The 16,702-nt window shown below is 69.0% G+C and carries 17 protein-coding genes and 2 pseudogenes; 8 read left to right on the top strand and 11 right to left on the bottom strand.

Translation table 11 applies throughout. From position 1 onward, the window contains the following. Positions 1–3: 3 nt before the first annotated feature. From FHG89_RS14600 to FHG89_RS14575, 6 genes and pseudogenes are all read left to right on the top strand, one after another. Complete coding sequence (locus tag FHG89_RS14600) at positions 4–747, top strand: MIP/aquaporin family protein (protein WP_139584920.1); 744 nt, start codon at positions 4–6, stop codon at positions 745–747. Continuing rightward, on the top strand, positions 744–929 hold the full coding sequence (locus tag FHG89_RS14595) for a hypothetical protein (protein ID WP_139584919.1): 186 nt from the start codon (positions 744–746) through the stop codon (positions 927–929). The genes FHG89_RS14600 and FHG89_RS14595 overlap by 4 nt, the downstream gene beginning before the upstream one ends. Next, positions 929–1,336: an arsenate reductase ArsC gene (locus FHG89_RS14590; protein ID WP_139584918.1), complete on the top strand. Its 408-nt coding sequence runs from the start codon at positions 929–931 to the stop codon at positions 1,334–1,336. Before FHG89_RS14595 ends, FHG89_RS14590 begins: the two co-directional genes overlap by 1 nt. A 70-nt stretch (positions 1,337–1,406) precedes the next feature. Then, a pseudogene (locus FHG89_RS14585) lies at positions 1,407–1,511 on the top strand (thioredoxin-disulfide reductase); the annotation flags it as partial. Positions 1,512–1,776: 265 nt separating this feature from the next. After that, the gene (gene nhaA / locus FHG89_RS14580; RefSeq protein WP_139584917.1) at positions 1,777–3,060 is read left to right on the top strand and encodes a Na+/H+ antiporter NhaA; all 1,284 of its coding nucleotides are present in this window, start codon (positions 1,777–1,779) and stop codon (positions 3,058–3,060) included. Positions 3,061–3,132: 72 nt separating this feature from the next. Continuing rightward, complete coding sequence (locus FHG89_RS14575; RefSeq protein ID WP_139584916.1) at positions 3,133–3,579, top strand: CBS domain-containing protein; 447 nt, start codon at positions 3,133–3,135, stop codon at positions 3,577–3,579. Positions 3,580–3,582: 3 nt separating this feature from the next. Here the strand turns inward: FHG89_RS14575 and FHG89_RS14570 are convergent, their stop codons facing one another. From FHG89_RS14570 to FHG89_RS14550, 5 genes are all read right to left on the bottom strand, one after another. Continuing rightward, positions 3,583–4,872, bottom strand: a complete 1,290-nt coding sequence (locus tag FHG89_RS14570) for an ArsB/NhaD family transporter (RefSeq protein WP_139584915.1) — start codon at positions 4,870–4,872, stop codon at positions 3,583–3,585. Positions 4,873–5,012: 140 nt separating this feature from the next. After that, on the bottom strand, positions 5,013–6,482 hold the full coding sequence (locus FHG89_RS14565; RefSeq protein ID WP_139584974.1) for a metallophosphoesterase family protein: 1,470 nt from the start codon (positions 6,480–6,482) through the stop codon (positions 5,013–5,015). Between the two features lie 114 nt (positions 6,483–6,596). Next, positions 6,597–6,935: an STAS domain-containing protein gene (locus FHG89_RS14560; RefSeq protein ID WP_167517426.1), complete on the bottom strand. Its 339-nt coding sequence runs from the start codon at positions 6,933–6,935 to the stop codon at positions 6,597–6,599. Positions 6,936–7,065: 130 nt separating this feature from the next. Further along, entirely contained in the window at positions 7,066–8,202 is a 1,137-nt protein-coding gene (locus FHG89_RS14555; protein WP_139584913.1) for a PP2C family protein-serine/threonine phosphatase, read from the bottom strand. Continuing rightward, entirely contained in the window at positions 8,180–8,971 is a 792-nt protein-coding gene (locus FHG89_RS14550; RefSeq protein ID WP_139584912.1) for a potassium channel family protein, read from the bottom strand. The genes FHG89_RS14555 and FHG89_RS14550 overlap by 23 nt, the downstream gene beginning before the upstream one ends. A gap of 46 nt (positions 8,972–9,017) precedes the next feature. On the opposite strand from FHG89_RS14550, the gene FHG89_RS14545 reads away from it, so the two are divergent. Next, complete coding sequence (locus FHG89_RS14545) at positions 9,018–9,530, top strand: MarR family winged helix-turn-helix transcriptional regulator (RefSeq protein ID WP_244295442.1); 513 nt, start codon at positions 9,018–9,020, stop codon at positions 9,528–9,530. A gap of 51 nt (positions 9,531–9,581) precedes the next feature. Here the strand turns inward: FHG89_RS14545 and FHG89_RS14540 are convergent, their stop codons facing one another. The 3 genes from FHG89_RS14540 to FHG89_RS14530 all read right to left on the bottom strand — a co-directional run bounded on the left by FHG89_RS14540 (position 9,582) and on the right by FHG89_RS14530 (position 11,761). Then, positions 9,582–10,817 (bottom strand): cation:proton antiporter, encoded by a 1,236-nt coding sequence (locus FHG89_RS14540; protein WP_139584973.1) that lies wholly within the window; start codon positions 10,815–10,817, stop codon positions 9,582–9,584. 150 nt (positions 10,818–10,967) lie between these two features. Next, the gene (locus tag FHG89_RS14535; protein WP_139584910.1) at positions 10,968–11,243 is read right to left on the bottom strand and encodes a BON domain-containing protein; all 276 of its coding nucleotides are present in this window, start codon (positions 11,241–11,243) and stop codon (positions 10,968–10,970) included. Positions 11,244–11,335: 92 nt separating this feature from the next. Then, positions 11,336–11,761 carry a PRC-barrel domain-containing protein gene (locus tag FHG89_RS14530; RefSeq protein WP_139584909.1) on the bottom strand — a complete coding sequence of 142 codons (426 nt, stop codon included), beginning with the start codon at positions 11,759–11,761 and terminating at the stop codon, positions 11,336–11,338. Positions 11,762–12,010: 249 nt separating this feature from the next. Here FHG89_RS14530 and FHG89_RS14525 point away from each other — a divergent pair, with 249 nt between their 5' ends. Then, entirely contained in the window at positions 12,011–13,252 is a 1,242-nt protein-coding gene (locus FHG89_RS14525; protein ID WP_244295441.1) for a low temperature requirement protein A, read from the top strand. 100 nt (positions 13,253–13,352) lie between these two features. Here FHG89_RS14525 and FHG89_RS14520 read toward each other — a convergent pair whose 3' ends face one another. The 3 genes and pseudogenes from FHG89_RS14520 to FHG89_RS14510 all read right to left on the bottom strand — a co-directional run. After that, complete coding sequence (locus tag FHG89_RS14520; RefSeq protein WP_139584907.1) at positions 13,353–14,237, bottom strand: glycine betaine ABC transporter substrate-binding protein; 885 nt, start codon at positions 14,235–14,237, stop codon at positions 13,353–13,355. Between the two features lie 78 nt (positions 14,238–14,315). Continuing rightward, positions 14,316–15,209, bottom strand: a complete 894-nt coding sequence (locus FHG89_RS14515; RefSeq protein WP_244295440.1) for an ABC transporter permease — start codon at positions 15,207–15,209, stop codon at positions 14,316–14,318. 74 nt (positions 15,210–15,283) lie between these two features. Further along, positions 15,284–16,453 (bottom strand): annotated as a pseudogene (locus FHG89_RS14510) (quaternary amine ABC transporter ATP-binding protein); the annotation flags it as partial. Between the last annotated feature and the right edge of the window lie 249 nt (positions 16,454–16,702).

The following is a 16,702-nucleotide window of genomic DNA, read 5'->3' as shown; positions in this document are numbered from 1 at the left end:
CCGATGACCCCCACCCTGTGGCGGCGCCTGCTGTCCGAGTTCACCGGCACCGCCCTGCTGGTCACCGCCGTGGTCGGCTCCGGCATCATGGCCGCCACCCTCTCCCCGACCGACGTCGGCCTGCAGCTGCTGCAGAACTCGATCGCCACCGCCTTCGCTCTCGCCGCGCTGATCCTGATCTTCGGGCCGGTCTCCGGCGCGCACTTCAACCCCGTCGTGTCCGCCGCCGACTGGTTCCTCGGCCGCCGCGCCGGCACCGGCCTCACCGCCCGCGACCTCGGCGGATACGTCGCAGCGCAGGTGCTGGGCGCGATCGCCGGGTCGGTGCTGGCGAACCTGATGTTCGACCTCGCCGCCGTCGACTTCTCCGGCAAGGACCGCGCCGCCGGGCACCTGCGGCTCGGTGAGGTCGTCGCCACCGCCGGCCTGATCCTGCTGATCTTCGCCCTCGCCCGCTCTGGCCGCGCCCTGGTCGCACCCGCGGCCGTCGGCGCTTACATCGGCGCCGCCTACTGGTTCACCTCGTCGACCTCGTTCGCCAACCCCGCCGTGACGATCGGCCGCGCGTTCACCGACACCTTCGCCGGCATCGCCCCCACCTCGGTTCCCGGGTTCGTCATCGCCCAGCTCGTCGGACTCGCCGTCGGCGTTGGTCTCCTGGCCGCGCTCTACCCCGACGCCGGGCAGGCCGCCGACCAGGTGGTCGTCCCCGCCGACAGCGATCCGGCGCTGGACCACCGCGCATGACAGTCAAACCGGAGCACGGTGGAGCGCGAAGGCCGCACCGCAGCCTGGTCAACCCACCGCGTGCCGCCGGCCGCTACCGCGAGCTCGACCGCAACAGCCGCCCCGACCCACGCCTGCCCGCGACCTCCGACGAGGCGCCGGTCAACCGGCCCCGCAACCCGTGCAGCAAGAAAGGCTCCTGATGTCCGACAAGCCCAGTGTCCTGTTCGTCTGCGTCCACAACGCCGGCCGCTCCCAGATGGCCGCCGGTTGGCTGCGCCACCTCGCGGGCGACACCGTCGAGGTCCGCTCCGCCGGCAGCGCACCCGCCGACCAGGTCAACCCCGCCGCCGTCGAGGCGATGCGCGAGGTCGGCATCGACATCACCGACCAGACCCCCAAGCTCCTGGAGTACGCCACCGCGGAGTCCTCGGATGTGATCGTCACCATGGGCTGCGGCGACGCCTGCCCGGTCTTCCCTGGCAAGCGCTACGAGGACTGGAAGCTCGACGACCCGGCCGGCAAGGGCGTCGACGCCGTCCGCCCGATCCGCGACGACATCCGCGCCCGGGTGGAGAAGCTCCTCGCCGAGCTGCGCCCCACCGCCTGACGCCACCCTCGACGCCGCCCGCCGGACCACCTGTCCGGCGGGCGGCTCACCCCTGACCAGGAGTCCTTTCATGCTCGACCCCGAGCGCCTGATCATCATTGGTTCCGGACCTGCCGGATACACCGCCGCCGTCTACGCCGCCCGCGCCAACCTCGCACCCCTGATCGGTAGTGGCCGTCGGCGTGTTCGTCGGTGTCCTCGCTGACGGCGCGCCACCGACTCCGTCTCCGTGGGGTTTCACACCAACCTTCGTGGTGGCCGTGGTCCTGGGTGCAGGGAACCGGTGCCTGCGTATGCTGAGGCGCAGGGAAGAGGGGCACCGCCGGTCGTAGCTGGCAGCGGACGTTCCGGCCGTGGCTGCCGGTACGATGGGTTCCGGTGCGCCGGGAAGTCTGGTCGGCAATGGCTCCGACCCGTCTTCCGAAAGGTGCTCGCTTGTGATGTCCAACCCGCAGTCACCCCCTCGTGTCCTCGGCCGCGGTTCCTGGGCCGAGGCGAGTCGCATCGCCGAGGTGCTGCGCAAGGAGACGATCGGCGGCGCGCTGCTGCTGATCGGTGCCGCTGTGGCGCTGATCTGGGCGAACTCCCCGTGGGCGCACCGCTACGAGGCGATGACGGCGCTTACCATCGGGCCTCACTCGCTGCACCTTGACCTCTCGCTTGCCACCTGGGCGGCCGACGGGCTATTGGCGATCTTCTTCTTCGTTGCCGGCCTCGAACTCAAACGCGAGTTCGTCGCCGGCGACCTGCGTGATCCCCGCCGAGCCGCAGTCCCGGTCGCCGCCGCGATCGGCGGCGTACTCGTGCCGGCTCTGCTGTACGTGGTGGTGAACTCAGGTGGCGCACTGAAGGGCTGGGCAGTACCGACCGCCACCGACATCGCGTTCGCCCTCGCCGTACTGGCGGTGATCGGCCGGCATCTGCCGACCGCGCTGCGCACCTTCCTGCTGACCCTGGCAGTGGTGGACGACCTGCTGGCGATCGTCATCATCGCGGTCTTCTACACCGCCCACCTGTCGCTGCTGCCGCTGCTGGCCGCGGCGGTGCCGCTGGGCCTGTTCGCGCTGCTGGTGCAACGTCGGGTGCGCTCATGGTGGCTGCTCCTGCCGCTGGCGTTCGCAACCTGGGCGCTCGTGCACGCCTCCGGCGTGCACGCCACCGTCGCCGGGGTGCTGCTCGCCTTCGCCGTCCCGGTGCTGCGCTCCAGGGGCACCGGCCCAGGGCTGGGCCTGGCCGAGCACTTCGAGCACCGATTCCGGCCAATCTCCGCCGGCGTCGCGGTGCCGGTGTTCGCGCTGATGTCCGCCGGAGTGGCCATCGGCGGGCTCGACGGCCTGGCGCAGGCGCTCACCGACCCAATCGCTGTGGGCATCATGCTCGGCCTGGTCGTCGGCAAGCCGATCGGCATCCTCCTGGCAACCTGGCTCGTCGCCCGATTCACCCGGGCCCGGCTGGACTCAGGGCTGGCCTGGATCGACGTGACCGGGCTGGCCGTGCTGGCCGGCATCGGTTTCACCGTCTCGTTGCTGATCGGCGAACTCGCCTTCGGTATCGACAGCGACGCCGACGACCGGGTCAAGATCGCCGTGCTGGCAGGCTCCCTGATCGCCGCCGCGCTCGCCATGATCATCTTGCGGGCGCGTAATCGCGTGTACCGGCAGATCTACGAGGCCGAGCGGGTCGACCGGGACCATGACGACGTTCCCGATGTCTACCAGAAATAGGTCCACTGCGAGCGGGAGCTGCCAGGCGGCATCAGCACGGTCAACGCGCTGTCCCGGGCGTATCGTCGGTGCATGCGCGCGAGCGATGTGGCGATCTCGATGGACACCGTTACCGAGGACATGCCGGCCAGGGAGGCCGCGCGGATTCTGGCGGCGCAGGACCTGCCCGGCCTGATCGTGGTGGACACCATGGGCCGTCCGTCGACGGTGCTGGCTGGCACGCAGGTGCTGCGGATGGCGCTGCCGTCCTACTGCCAGGACGATCCGGCGCTGGCCCGGGTGATCGACGAGGCCGCCGCCGACGTGATCCTGGAGGGTATCGGCGACCGCACCGTCGCGGACCTGCTGCCCCGCAACCGTCCGGGCCTGCCTGCGGTCAGCGCCGACGCCACCCTGCTCGAGGTCGCCTCGGTGATGGCCCGATCGAATGTGCCGCTGGTCGCTGTCGTTGACCGCGACCAGGTGATGACCGGCGCGATCACCCTGGACGGGTTGCTCGACCGGATGCTCGGCACCTGAGCGTCAGAAGAATCGCAGCCACAGGTACGGCACCGCGACCGCCACCGAGATCACGGTGACGATCAGCCCGTACTTGGTGAACCCCCAGAACGTGATCTTGTGCCCGGCGCGCTCGGCGATACCGAGCACCACCACGTTCGCCGAGGCGCCGACGGCAGTGGCGTTGCCGCCGAAGTCAGCCCCGATAGCGAGCGCCCACCACAGCACCTGAGCCTTACCGAGCCCGCCTTCGGCGTTCACCAATTCGCTCACAATCGGGCTCATCGTCGCCACGTACGGGATGTTGTCCACGATCGCCGACAACCCTGCCGACGCCCACAACAGCAACATGGTGGCCGGCCACAGCTTGCCCTCGACGGCCCCGATCGCCGACCGGGCGATGCTGTCGATCACCCCGGTGGCGACCAGGGCGCCGACCATGATGAACAGGCCAGCGAAGAACACCAGCGTCGGCCATTCGACGTCCTTGGCCACGTCCTCCGCGTCCAGTCGGGACAACGCCAGCAGCAGCAGGCCGCCGAGTATGGCCACCACCGACGGCTCCAGACGCAGGAAGGTGTGCAGGCCGAACGCGAGCAGCACCGCGCCGAGGACCACCAGGCTGGTCACGACGAGGCGACGGTCGCGGATCGCGTCCGCCTCCCGCAGCGCCATCACCCGCGCGGCGCGCTCGGCGTCGTAGCGGAACGCCGTGCGGAACATGATCCGACACAGGCCGACGAACACGACGAGCACGATCAGCACCAGCGGAGCCATGACGTTCAGGAAATCGGTGAAACTCAACCCCGACCGGCTGGCGATGATGATGTTCGGTGGGTCGCCTACCAGGGTTGCCGCGCCACCGATGTTGGACGCCATAACCTCTGCGATCAAAAATGGGATCGGCGGCACGTCGAGCCGCTCGCAGACCAGCAGCGTCACCGGCGCTACCAGCAGCACTGTGGTGACGTTGTCCAGCGCCGCCGACACCACGGCGGTCACCACCACCAGGATCACCATGATCGGGAACGGGCGACCCCGAGCCTTCTTGGCGCTCCAGATCGCCAGGTACTCGAACAGGCCGGTGCGTTTCAGCACGCCGACGATCAGCATCATCCCCAGCAACAGGAAGATGACGTTCCAGTCGATCCCCGCCTCTTCGGAGAAGAACGCATGCTCGGCGTCGGTCGCCCCGATCGCCAGCATGATCGATGCACCACCCAGGGCCACCGTCACCCGATTGATCTTCTCGGTGGCGATCAGGACGTAGGCGGCGACGAAGACGGCCACGGCGATCCAGGCCAGGGTGCTCATTCAGCCTTCTCCTGTTCTGGTCAGCCATCATCGCAACGCCGACCAGGCTTCCCGGCACACCTGAGATCAACCTATCAGCCTGGGCTGTCGGCAACGGGCGTGCAGGCCATGGGCCCAAGGGGCGGCCCGCGCGGTCACCCCTAGCGGGCGGCCGGGGTGGCGGACGGCGCCGCGGCATCCACCAGCGCTGCGTCGACCACCTTGCGGTTGAGGCTGACCTGCGCCGTTCCGGTGCCGCCGACGCGGATGTCGTCGTAGGCCTGGAGTCGGCGGTTCGCGCCGAGGTAGAGCACCGACATGGCCAGCGGCGTGGGTTCGTCGCCTTCGAGCCCTCGCAGTCCTGCCCCGCCCGTGGAACCCTGCACCGCCAGCCGGGTGCCGACCGCGCCCGTGGGCGGAAGCGTCGTCACCGCTCGCTGGTGTGTGTGGCCGGCCAGGACGAGTGGCACGGTCCCATTGAGCCCTGGTGCGGATGCCGGGTCGTGCACCAGCGCGATGTCCACCGGCACGTCGAGGGAGCGGATAGTCCTGGCGAGCTGTCCACCCGTACCCTCGACCGTCGCCGTGGGTTCCTCCCAAGGTCTTGTCTCTACTTCTTGCTTGTCGGGCGTGAACCGGGGGTCCCCGATACCGGCGATCGTCACTCCCGCGATCGTCGTGGCGGAGTCGTTCAGCACCACCGCGTTCGCCTGGCTGGCAACCGCCGCCGCGGTGCGAGGCGAGTCGTGGTTGCCGCGGATGTAGACGTAGGGCACCGCGAGTTGGCCGATCATGGAGACGTACGAGGTCTCGGGCTCGCTGCCCCAGTCGGTGATGTCTCCGGTGTCGATCACCAGGTCGATGTCGTACTGCTCGACCACAGTTCGGATGACCGGCCAGGCGGCGGGGTTGAGGTGCAGATCCGAGACGTGCAGGATCCGGGTGGTGCCCGGCGCCGCTTCGTAGATGGGCAGGGTCGACACGGTGGTGTAGAGCTTGCCGACGTTCCCGACCAGACGTTGCAACTGCTCGGCGTAGCGGGTGTAGTCGTCCGCGATCCGTTGGGCGTCCCCGATCAAGGCTGGGGCGTTGACCAGCAGGCCCTCGTAGCGGGGCTCGGCCAACGCCTGTGGTCGTACCGTCAGGGCGGCGGCGCCCAGGGTGCCGCCGGTGACGAGCAGGGCGAGACCACCGGACCAGGCGACGCGGCCCACCGACCGGAATGTCAGCCCGGCGAGCAGCATGGACGCGAGGACCGACACCCCGAGCGTCCGAAGTCCGAGGCGGACCACAGCGTCGCGGAGGTCGCGGGGCGCCGCGTCGCCGGCCTGGGCGAGGCCGGTGGGGTCGTCGAGCAGGGCCTCGGTGCGGTGTTGGTCGAGTGAGTCAAGACGGGCGGTCAGTCGCAGGGGACCGTCGTGACTGTCGAGGAAGAGCGATCCGAGCGGTGGGATGGCGATCTCCGTGCCGCCGTCCGTGGACGGGGTGAGCTGAAAGGCGACCCGGAACGGTCCGACGTCACTGGACCCCCTGGCAGCCAGCAAGGTGCCGACCGTGATGCCCGTCGCGGTGACGGCGACCAGCGCCACCGCGGTCAGGACCCGCCTGCCCCACCGCGAGCGCACGAGCATCAACCCCCGAGCGACCACGCGCCGCAGGCGTTCGGCTGCGGCACCGCGACGGGGCAACGCGGCATCCGGGGGCGGAGTCACGAGCGAGATCCGATCTGTGGGGTCAGCGAGGGGTCAGTTCGGCGAAACGGCGTGCGCGTCGTCCTCTCCGCCCAACAGCCCGAGGAGGCCCGCGGCGAAGAGTTGCCGTCGAACGAAGGGCGCGAGGTTCTCCAACCGCAAGGCGCCGCCCCGCACCGCGACGGCCCGCTGGCAGGCCACCAGGGTTCCCATGCCGGAGGAGTCGATGAAGGTCAGGCCGGCGAAGTCAAGGAGGACCTGTCGCACCGAATCGGACGTCAAGGCCGCGATTACCGCGTCGTGCACGAGGCCCGTTGTCGCCACGTCGATCTCTCCGTGCAGCCGGATCCGAACCACGGGACCGACTCGGGTCGTGTCGATGGACAAGTCCACGCCCACTCCCTTCTGATCGACGCTCGGCAAACCCCTGAAGCATGCATGGATGCAATGAACTGTCGCCGGTCAGCGTACCCGGCGCCAAGAACCCTCGCCACGATCGCGTAGTGCCCCGGCTCAGGTGTGGCTAGCCGGCCGCCGACGGCCGGCGCTCGGCCAGCAGAAGCGCGATGTCGTCGTGTGGTTCGCCGCCCACGTGCCGGTGCACGCTCCCCCAGACGGCCGCGAGGGAGTCGTCCACCGAGGATCTGGAGAGGCACTCCCGCAACGCGGACATCGGGAAGAAGCGCCCGTTGTCGTCCCGCGCCTCGATCAGGCCGTCGGTGTGCAACAGCAGCCGGTCACCGACCTCCCAACGGTGGGTGACCTCCGCCGACCGTGGGCCACCCAACCCTAGAGGCCGATCCGGTGACGACACCTCGAGTTCCTCAAGGTTCCCGGAGCGATGCCGGAGGATCGGCGCGGGATGGCCGCAGTTGACTGAACGGATCTCGTCGCCACGTAACTCGACCAGAACGGCGGTGACGAACGTCGCGCCGGTAGCGGGAGTCGGCTCACGACCGACGAGGTCGTCCAGATCGCGAGCCACCTGCGTCAGGTCCGAGCGGATGATCGCCGACTGTCGGAACGCCCCTGCCACCGCCGAGGCCAGCCGCACCGCGTCGAGCCCCTTGCCGCAGACGTCACCGACAATGATCCGCAGTCCTCGCGGATCGACGACCACCACCTCGTACAGGTCGCCACCCACGCCGGCCTGCTCGTAAGCCGAGACGTACCGGGCGGCCAGCTCGACCCCGGGCGCGTGCCCGGGCGGCTCCCGCAGAATCGCGGCCTGGGTGATCCGCACGATCTCGGCCATCCGACGCAGCCGCTCCTCCCGTCCGGTGCGGGCCTGGGCGACATACACCGCCATCAGGCTGACCGCGATGACGACCGCCACCCGCAACAGGTGATCGAGGCTGCCCAGCATCCCGCTGGGCAGCCCGGCCACCACCGCCGCCGTGGTGGCGGTGGCCGACACCACAGCTGTACGGCGCGGGGTTTCGACGGCAGCGGCGAACAGCGGAGCGAGCGCCAGAAAGCCGATGAGTACGGCGTGGGTGCCCGCCGCTGCATCAACGAGCAGGACCACCGCGATGAACCCGAAGGCCAGCCGTAACCCGAGCCAGCGGGTCCACCTCCCCAACAGCGAACCGTTCGCGATGGTGGACCCGGCGGCCGGCGGCTTGTCCACGCTGCGGTCAGTCGACGGAAGGGGTCGCATGGCTCCACCGGTGGGGGTCGTCGCCTGTTGTCGAGGTCGACGGATCGAGCTGCCGACGCAGGGCCGCGATCTCCGCGCGCAGTGCCGCGATGTCCTCAACGGTGGCCGTGGCGGCCGTTTCCTGTGCGGAGACCCGTTCGACGATCCAGGTGGCCAGCGAGCCGGTGACGAAGCCGATCAGGCCGATACCGCCGATCATGAGCCCCAACGCGACGAATCGGCCCGTACCGGTGACCGGATAGTGATCGCCGTAGCCGACGGTGGTGATCGTCACGGTCGCCCACCACAGCGCGTCGTCGAACGAGGCGATGTTGCTGCCGGACGCGGACCGTTCGGCGTCCAGCACCGCCAGCGCGGAGACGAACACGAGCAACATGGTGGTGGCGCCCACGTAGACGGCGAGCCGGCCACGAGCCCAGGATTCGGCCTTCCGGCTGAGGCTCAGCACCACGGTGATCAACCGCAGGGCACGCAGCGGACGAAGCACGGGCAGGACCAGGACGGCGAGGTCGAACAGGTGATTCCGTAGGAACCGGCGCCGACGGCCAGCCAGGATCAGCCGTGCCGCGAAGTCGATCCAGAACGTCAGCCAGATGAAGACGGCGGTCGCCTCGCACACCCGTTGCCAGGAGTCTGCAAGGCCGGGCCACAGGATCGGTGCCGCGTAGACGACCAGGAACATGACCGACAGGACAGTCAGAGGCAGCGCGGTGAGCCGCTCCCACCTGGCGGCCCGGTCGGCAGGCCCCGTTTCAGTTGTCACCTGCATCCGGTCCACCCGACGATTATGCGTGCATCCGTGCAATCATTTCTGGGTGGAACTGTACGTGGAGGGCGGTCCTCCGTCGACCGCGGAGCACGATCGGCTGGTTGACGGCTTGTCCGCGCTGAGTCGCACCCTGGTGGGGATCACCGCTCGGGCGCTGGGCTCACTGAACGCCGAGGTGACCCTGTCGCAGTACCGGACACTGGTCATCCTGGCGTCCTCCGCCCCGCTGCGCACCGTGGATCTGGCGTCCTCGCTGGGAGTGCACCCGTCGACCGCGACACGGACGTGCAACCGCCTGGTACACCGGGCACTGGTGGCCCGGCGCCATCGGCATGACGACCGGCGGGTCGCCTGGTTGACCCTCACCGAGGCCGGCAAGACGCTCGTGGGCGACGTGATGCGGCACCGGACCGCCGAGATCCGGCGGCTCCTCAAGGCAGCCGACGTCGAACGCCCGCAGACACCCACAGATCTGATCAACGCCCTGGTAGTCGCCGCCGAAGAACCGACCGAGGAGTCCTGGTGGCGACGCTGGGAGCAGTCCAGCGCCAGCCCCTGACGGCCCCTGCAAGCGCTCTCACCGAGGCGACGAACGGGAACTGACGTGGCGTCACTCCGCTGACTCCCCCGGGTCGGCTGCTCGGCGCTCCCGACGGGTGCGGCGAAGAACACCGAACCAGGCGGGCGCCTCCTGCGACTCGTCGAACGCCCGTGCGATCACGACGTCGGTCGAGGAGTGCAACAGGATGGAAATGACGATTGTCAGAGCGACGAGGTGAAACACCTCGTCCCCGGCGGCGATGCCGGACTCCAGGACCAGCAGTCCGTAGACGACCGAGGCGAAGCCCTTCGGCCCGAACCACATCGCGGCAGCCTGCTCTCTGGGGCCGAGCCCGGAGCGCAGGAACGATATCCACAGCGCGACCGGACGGGCCACGAAGATCGCCAGCACCGCGAAGGCCCATCCGGTCCAGGAGATCTCGCCCAGGAACCGCACCGAGATCAGCGCGCCGAAGACCAACAACGCGGCGAGTTTCAACAACTCGGCGATGTTCTCCCCGAAATGTTCGAAGGAAGCCCGCTCGCGCGGACCGAACGTGGCCACAGTGATGCCAGCGGCGAACGCGGCGAGGAACAGATTGCCGTGGGTCACCGTACCCAGCGCCAGCACCAGCAGCCCGATCGCCACACCGTTGAGCGGCTCGTACGCCGCTGACGCCGCGAAGAAGCGGGTGCGCTCCAACCCGATCGCCAGCAGCGGCACCAGCACACCGATGAGCAGACCGACTGCGAGTTCACTGAAGAGCTCACCCATGTGCAGGTCGTCCGCGCCGGCGGTGACAGCGAGGAGCAGCACGACGAACGGCAGGGCCAGCCCGTCGTTCACGCCCGACTCCACATTCAGCAGATGCCGCAGGCGTGCCGGCACCTTGTCATTGCCGACCAACGCGGCCGCGAACACCGGGTCGGTGGGAGCCAGGACCGCGCCGATCAGCAGCGCCTCCGGCCAGTCCAGGCCAGCCACATAGTGGGCCAGCACGGCGGTGATCAGCAGGGTCAGCGGAAGGCCCCAGCCCAGCGCTCGGCCTGGCAGCCGCCACGCCGAGCGCAGGTCCGCCCAGCCGACCCGCATCCCATCGGTGAACAGCACGGCGAACAGGGCAAGCTCGGCGAGTTGCGCCACGATGGGGGAATCGGCGCGCAGATGCAGCAGCCCGGTGGTGTCCTCGCCGAGGATGAACCCCGCGACGAGAAACAGCGCGGCGGTGGAGAGGACGGTGCGGTGCGCCAGCGCGGAGAGCAGCACCGCCACCAGCAGGACCGCGGCGAACGACAACAACAGCACCGTCACGCTCCAGGAATGTGCGTCGACATCACGCCACCGGACCTCGACGGCTTCCGATGAACCTCGATGATCATAACGTCGCCGCTGAACCGTCCCGGGTTGCTGCCGGATGCCCGCTGCGGTGAAGTTCGGCGCCGGCAGGGCGGGCGTTCACCCGTCCAACCGGCGTAGGCGGTTGTTGACGTCGTACACCCCCCGGGTGTCCCAGGCGAGCCGGCTTGCTTCGACTACTGCCTCCGCTCTGCTCACCGACCCCTCCAGAATCACCACGTGGTTCTGCACCTCGATGCAGATGCTTTCGCGGCGCAGCAGCGGATTCTGGTGCATCCGGTCGAGCAGTTGCCAGGCCAACCGGGTGTCGTCCGAGCCGAACACCGTCTGGTACCGCGGTGGACTGTCGTCGGGGAAGAACCAGGGATAGGTCATGAAGGAAACTCCTCGAATGGGCCGGGCGATGCGGCCGACTCACGCTCCGGCCGCTGATGCTCGACGATCGGCGTGATCGGGTAAGCGCTGGTTCAGCGCTGGGACGGCGGCACGGGGTACGGCGGGGCCACGCTGGGACCGAAGAACGGCGCATAGCCGTAGTACCAGTACAGATCCTCGTAGTACCCGGTGTCGTCGACGAGTTCCGGGTCGTACGCCGGCGCCTGCTCGACCTTGGCGCGGGTCAGGTCGATCCGCACGGTGTCATCGGCGATATCCGCGACCGCGTCCACGGGGATGAAGGTCGCGGTGGCGCCGATGCCGAGGATTCCGCCGTGCTCGACCACCAGGAACCGCACCCTGCGCTCCTCGCTGTCGATCAGCAGGTCATCGACCTTGCCCAACTCCTCCCCCTCGGCGTCGACGACGTGCCGGCCACGCACGTCCTGCTCGGCCGTCGCGATCGTCTGCCGAGAGTCGCCGAGCTTCACCAGTTCGGCCGTCCGGTTGCGGGACATGAGGTCCTCCTTGCGTAGCGTCCGTTACCCTTTGCGCTACCCAGGCCAGGACGCGGGCAATAAGACAATGCGGTGACGGTTTGCCCCCGAGGGTGTGACACTCCTGGTGGGTCGCTGGCCCACACGGGCGACGGAAGGCTTGCGTGATGCGGCCCCGGCCCGCCGTACGGCTGGGAGACTGCCCCTGTGGGTGGGGCGGGCGGAAGACGATGGATTCGGCCGGGAGCTCCCGGTTCCCGGGCCACCAGATTGGAACTCTTCTACGACCTGGTCTTCGTCTTCGCGTTCCTGAACGTCACCACGCTGGCGGCGAAGCACCTGAACGCGTTGACGCTGCTCAGTGGCCTGGTGATGATGGGCCTGCTGTGGTGGTGCTGGACGAGCTTCACCTTTCTCGGCAATCTCGTCCGCGCCGACTTCGGGATCGTCCCGGTGGTCGGGTTCGCCACCATGATCGGTGTGTTTCTGCTCGCCCTGACGGTGCCGCAGGCGTTCGCGGACGCACCGGGCGGGCTCTTCGGCCCTGCGGTCTTCGCGTTCTCCTACCTCCTGGTCCGGATGCTGCAGGTGACCGCCTTTTGGCCGATCGCCGGGCGCGTCGCCGCGACGAACCCACCACCGCTGCTGCTGCTCTGTCTTCCCGTGCTGGTCAGCGTGACCCTGATCATGACGGCGGCGTTCGTCCCGCAGCGGCTCACGCACGGCACCGGCGTCGAGCTGATCCGGATCGCGCTGTGGTCCGCGGCGCTGACCGTGGAGTACGTCGCCGGCGCCCTGATCGCGGTGACCCGGTGGACGTTGGTATCCGCAGGCCACCTGGCAGAGCGCCACGGCCTAATTCTGTTGATCGCGCTCGGCGAGTCGGTGCTGGCGCTGGGCCTGGGGCCAGGCATCGGTCCCAGCCTGCCGATCACCTGGCCGGTCGTGGTGGCCGCCGTCCTCGGCATCACCGTAATCGCCACCCTCTGGTGGACGCACTTCGACGTGCTGGCACCCGCCGTCGAGCAGGCGCTGCACGGCACTCGGGACGCCTCCCGCAGCAGGCTCGTGCGGGATGTCTACACCTACTTGCACCTGCCTCTCGTCATCGGCATCCTGCTCTTCTCGCTCGGCCTGAAACGGCTCCTGCTCAACATCTCGTCTCCCAACGTGCCGGCTGGGCGCGACACCCTCGGCCCAGCCGACATCTACGTCCTCTACGGCGGAGTGGCGCTCTATCTCGTCGCGTCGATCGCTGTCACACTGCGCACCTTCCGGCGGATCCGGCCGCCCAAGGTGGCGGCGGCCGTCCTGGTGATCGTCCTGGCCCCGGCCGCGAACCAGGTCCCGGCCCTCGCCGCGCTCGCCCTGCTCACTGTGATCACGCTGACGCTGGTGGCGCTCGAACTGCACACCGGGCGGGCGGTCCGGCTGCGGGTGCACGCGTCGGAGGACGGCGAGCAGGAAGCCCTCGAGGCGGAGGCCAGCCGGTGGCGGCAGCGTCACCTCTGAACCGGTGCCGCTGGCGCCGGGACCGCGTGGGCGACGGCGGCACCGCCGGAAACGGTGATGGACCCCGCCGAACCGGCGGGGCCCATCAGGTGTCCGATGCTCAGGAGAGGGTGTTCAGGTAGTCAGGATTGGCCTTCAACCACTCATCGACGGCCTTCTCCTCGTCGCCCTTGTGGGTGTTGAACATCAGGTCCTCAAGGGACGCGAGCTGCTCACCGTCCATCGTGAACTTCTTCAGCATGGCGGTGACGTCGGGGAAGTCCGCGCTGAAGCCGGTACGGGCGAGAGTGTTGATCTGCTCGGCCTGGCCCAGGGTGCCCTTGGGGTCGGCGAGGTCCTTCAGGTCGTACTTGGCGTAGGCCCAGTGCGGATGCCAGAGGGTGACCACGATCGGCTTCTTGTCGGCGATCGCGCCGTCCAGCGCGGCCAGCATTGCCGGGGTGGAGGAGGTCTTCAGCTTCACCGTGCCGTCCAGGCCGTATTCCGGGATGACCTTCTCCTGGGTGGCCTTGGTCAAGCCGGCGCCGGGCTCGATGCCGGTCAGCTGCCCGTCGAAGGTGCCGGCCTTGTCGGCCAGGTCGGCCAGCGAGTCGACGCCTTCGACATACGTCGGCACCGCGATGCTCAGGCTGGCGTCGTCGTACCAGACGCCGAGCTTCTCCAGCTTGTCGCCGTACTTCTCCAGATAGGAGGCGTGCGTCTGAGGCAACCAACTGTCCAGGAACAGATCGATGTCACCGTTGGCGAGCCCGCCGTACACGAGACCGGCCTCCAGGTTCTTGAGCTCGACCTGGTAGCCCTTGTCCTGCAGGATGTCCTGCCACAGGTGTGACGCCGCGATGGCCTCGTCCCAGGCCATGTAGCCGATGGTGATCTTCTTGCCCTTGTCGGACGTGTCGTCCTGCTCGCCGCAGGCGGCGGCGCCACCCAGCGCCAGGGTGGCGGTGACGGTGAGCGCGAGGGCCCGCTTCAGTGTCGTGAACAAAAGGATTGTCCTTTCCTTGCTTCGGTATGCCGACGGGTCCCGCGGACGCGGGATGAGAGTGCCGGCGAAGAGCGCCGGTCAGGCGGCCTCTCGCGCGAGGCGCTGCGCCCGCGCGGACGGGAAGCGGTCGCCCGCCGAATCGGTGAGGCGGTCGAGCACCACGGCGAGGATCACGACCGCGATCCCACCTTCGAAGCCGCTGCCCACCTCGACCTGGGACAACGCGAACATGATCACGTCGCCGAGACCGCCGGCGCCCACCATGCCGGCGATCACCACCATGGACAGGGCCAGCATGATGACCTGGTTGACTCCGGTCATGATCGTGGGCAGGGCCAGCGGCAGCTTGGTCCGCAGCAGCACCATCCACGGTGGCGCGCCGAACGACTCGGCGGCCTGGACGATCTCCTTGTCGACCTGGCGCAGACCCAGCTCGGTCAGGCGGACACCCGGTGGCATGCTGAAGACCAGGGTGGCCAGCACACCCGGCACGGTGCCGATACCGAAGAAGAAGATCGCCGGAATGAGGTAGACGAACGCCGGCATGGTCTGCATCAGGTCCAGCACCGGCCGGGCCACGGCGGAGGCCCTCTTGTTCTCGGCGACGAGCACGCCCAACGGGATCGCCATCAGCAACGCCAGGGTGCTGGCCACGAGCACCTGCGCGAGGGTGCTCATGGTCTCCTCCCAGTACGGCATCCCGGCCACCAGGCCGAGGCCGACCGCCGTGCCGAGGGCGAACTTCCATCCGCGCAGCCACCAGCCGAGTCCCGCGAGCAGCAGCACGACCACCACCGCCGGTACGCCGTTGAGCAGGTCGTCGAGCGGTCGCACCAGCGCCTCGACCACGGCGGCGACGCCGTCGAAGAACGGGCCGAGGGTGGCGGTGGCCCAGTCGACGGCGGCCTCGGTCCAGGCGCCCAGCGGCACCCGGGGCAGCCAGCTGTCCAGCGGTGACCGGGTCAGACTCACGCCGGCTCTCCCTTCCTCGCGACCAGTTCCGCCTGGTCCTGGTCCGGCGCCGGCTCGTCCGGAGTCGCGGCGGCGAGCGCGCTGAGCAGGGTGATTCGGGGAATCACCCCGATCAGCCGGTCGTGCCCGTCGAGGACGGCCACCGGGTGCTGGCTCTGCGCGCAGTCGGCGAAGAGGTCGGCCACCGACGTGTCCGCGGTGACCGTGCGGACCCGCTCGGTCGATACGTAACCATCGAGGTGAGGGCGGCCCTCGCGGAGGGCGCGCAGCACCTCGTCCTCGGTGACCGTGCCGAGGAACTTCTTCATCGGTCCGGTCACGTAGACCACCGAGGTCTGACTCTCCCGCAGCGCCTTCGCGGCGACCCTGGGACCGGCGTTGACGTCCAGCACCTGCTGGGGCTTTTCCATCACCGACGCGGCGGTGAGGATCCGGGTCCGGTCGACGTCGGCGACGAACTGCGCCACGTAGTCGTTGGCCGGGTCGGTGAGGATCTCCTCGGCGGTGCCGATCTGGACTATCCGTCCGTCCCGCATCACCGCGATCCGGTCGCCCAGCCGCATGGCCTCGTTCAGGTCGTGGGTGATGAAGATGATCGTCTTGCCCAGCTCGGCCTGTAGTTCCAGGAGTTGGTCCTGGATTTCCCGGCGGATCAGCGGGTCCAGTGCCGAGAACGCCTCGTCCATCAGCAGGATCTCGGTGCCGGCCGCGAGCGCGCGGGCCAGCCCGACGCGCTGCCGCATGCCACCGGAGAGGTCGTGCGGCAGGTTGTCCGCCCACTCGGTCAGACCCACCATGCGCAGCGCGTCCATGGCCCGCTCACGGCGGTCGGCCCTGGGCAGCCCGGCGACCTCCAGCGCGTACCCGGCGTTCTCCACCACCGTCCGGTGTGGCATGAGCGCGAAGTGCTGGAAGACCATGCTGATTTTTTCGCGGCGCAGCTTGCGGAGCGCTGCCGGCTTCAGCGTGGTCAGCTCGACCCCGTCGACCCGCACACTGCCCCGGGTGGGGCGCAGCAGACCGTTGAGCATCCGGATCAGGGTCGACTTCCCGGAACCGGAGAGGCCCATGACGACGAAGATCTCCCCGGGGCGTACCTCGAAGCTCGCGTCGATCACGGCGGCCGTGGCCGGCAGCCCGGCCAGGGCCTCGGCCCGGGGCCGGCCGTCCGCCAGCCGTCGTACCGCCTCGTCGGCTCGACGGCCGAATATTTTGTAGAGCGACTGCACTGTGAGTGCGGACACGATCCCCCTTTCGACGGAAACCGGCTGGCGTACCGCGCCATCGGTGCCGTCTTCGCGTCTCATCGTCGATATCAGCATCGATCACATTCAGCGGGCCACGTGGGTCCGGCAGCGAAACCTACCGACGCCATCGCAATACATCCAGCAGGAGCCGCAGGTTGTGTAAATGCACACAGAAATCTCGGTCGCACCGGTGCGGAATACGCCGCCCACTAACGCCGCCCACCCGCCCGCCGACCTCGCAGTACC

It is taken from the genome of Micromonospora orduensis (assembly GCF_006228125.1).
Classification (GTDB): domain Bacteria; phylum Actinomycetota; class Actinomycetes; order Mycobacteriales; family Micromonosporaceae; genus Micromonospora; species Micromonospora orduensis.
This window is presented reverse-complemented; position numbering and strand designations above follow the sequence as displayed.

Bases quoted from the DNA above. Each gene is read 5' to 3' on its own strand.
- FHG89_RS14600 (WP_139584920.1), top strand. From the start codon at position 4: ATGACCCCCACCCTGTGGCGGCGCCTGCTGTCCGAGTTCACCGGCACC.
- FHG89_RS14595 (WP_139584919.1), top strand. From the start codon at position 744: ATGACAGTCAAACCGGAGCACGGTGGAGCGCGAAGGCCGCACCGCAGC.
- FHG89_RS14590 (WP_139584918.1), top strand. From the start codon at position 929: ATGTCCGACAAGCCCAGTGTCCTGTTCGTCTGCGTCCACAACGCCGGC.
- nhaA (WP_139584917.1), top strand. From the start codon at position 1,777: ATGTCCAACCCGCAGTCACCCCCTCGTGTCCTCGGCCGCGGTTCCTGG.
- FHG89_RS14575 (WP_139584916.1), top strand. From the start codon at position 3,133: ATGCGCGCGAGCGATGTGGCGATCTCGATGGACACCGTTACCGAGGAC.
- FHG89_RS14570 (WP_139584915.1), bottom strand. From the start codon at position 4,872: ATGAGCACCCTGGCCTGGATCGCCGTGGCCGTCTTCGTCGCCGCCTAC.
- FHG89_RS14565 (WP_139584974.1), bottom strand. From the start codon at position 6,482: ATGCTCGTGCGCTCGCGGTGGGGCAGGCGGGTCCTGACCGCGGTGGCG.
- FHG89_RS14555 (WP_139584913.1), bottom strand. From the start codon at position 8,202: ATGCGACCCCTTCCGTCGACTGACCGCAGCGTGGACAAGCCGCCGGCC.
- FHG89_RS14550 (WP_139584912.1), bottom strand. From the start codon at position 8,971: ATGCAGGTGACAACTGAAACGGGGCCTGCCGACCGGGCCGCCAGGTGG.
- FHG89_RS14535 (WP_139584910.1), bottom strand. From the start codon at position 11,243: ATGACCTATCCCTGGTTCTTCCCCGACGACAGTCCACCGCGGTACCAG.
- FHG89_RS14530 (WP_139584909.1), bottom strand. From the start codon at position 11,761: ATGTCCCGCAACCGGACGGCCGAACTGGTGAAGCTCGGCGACTCTCGG.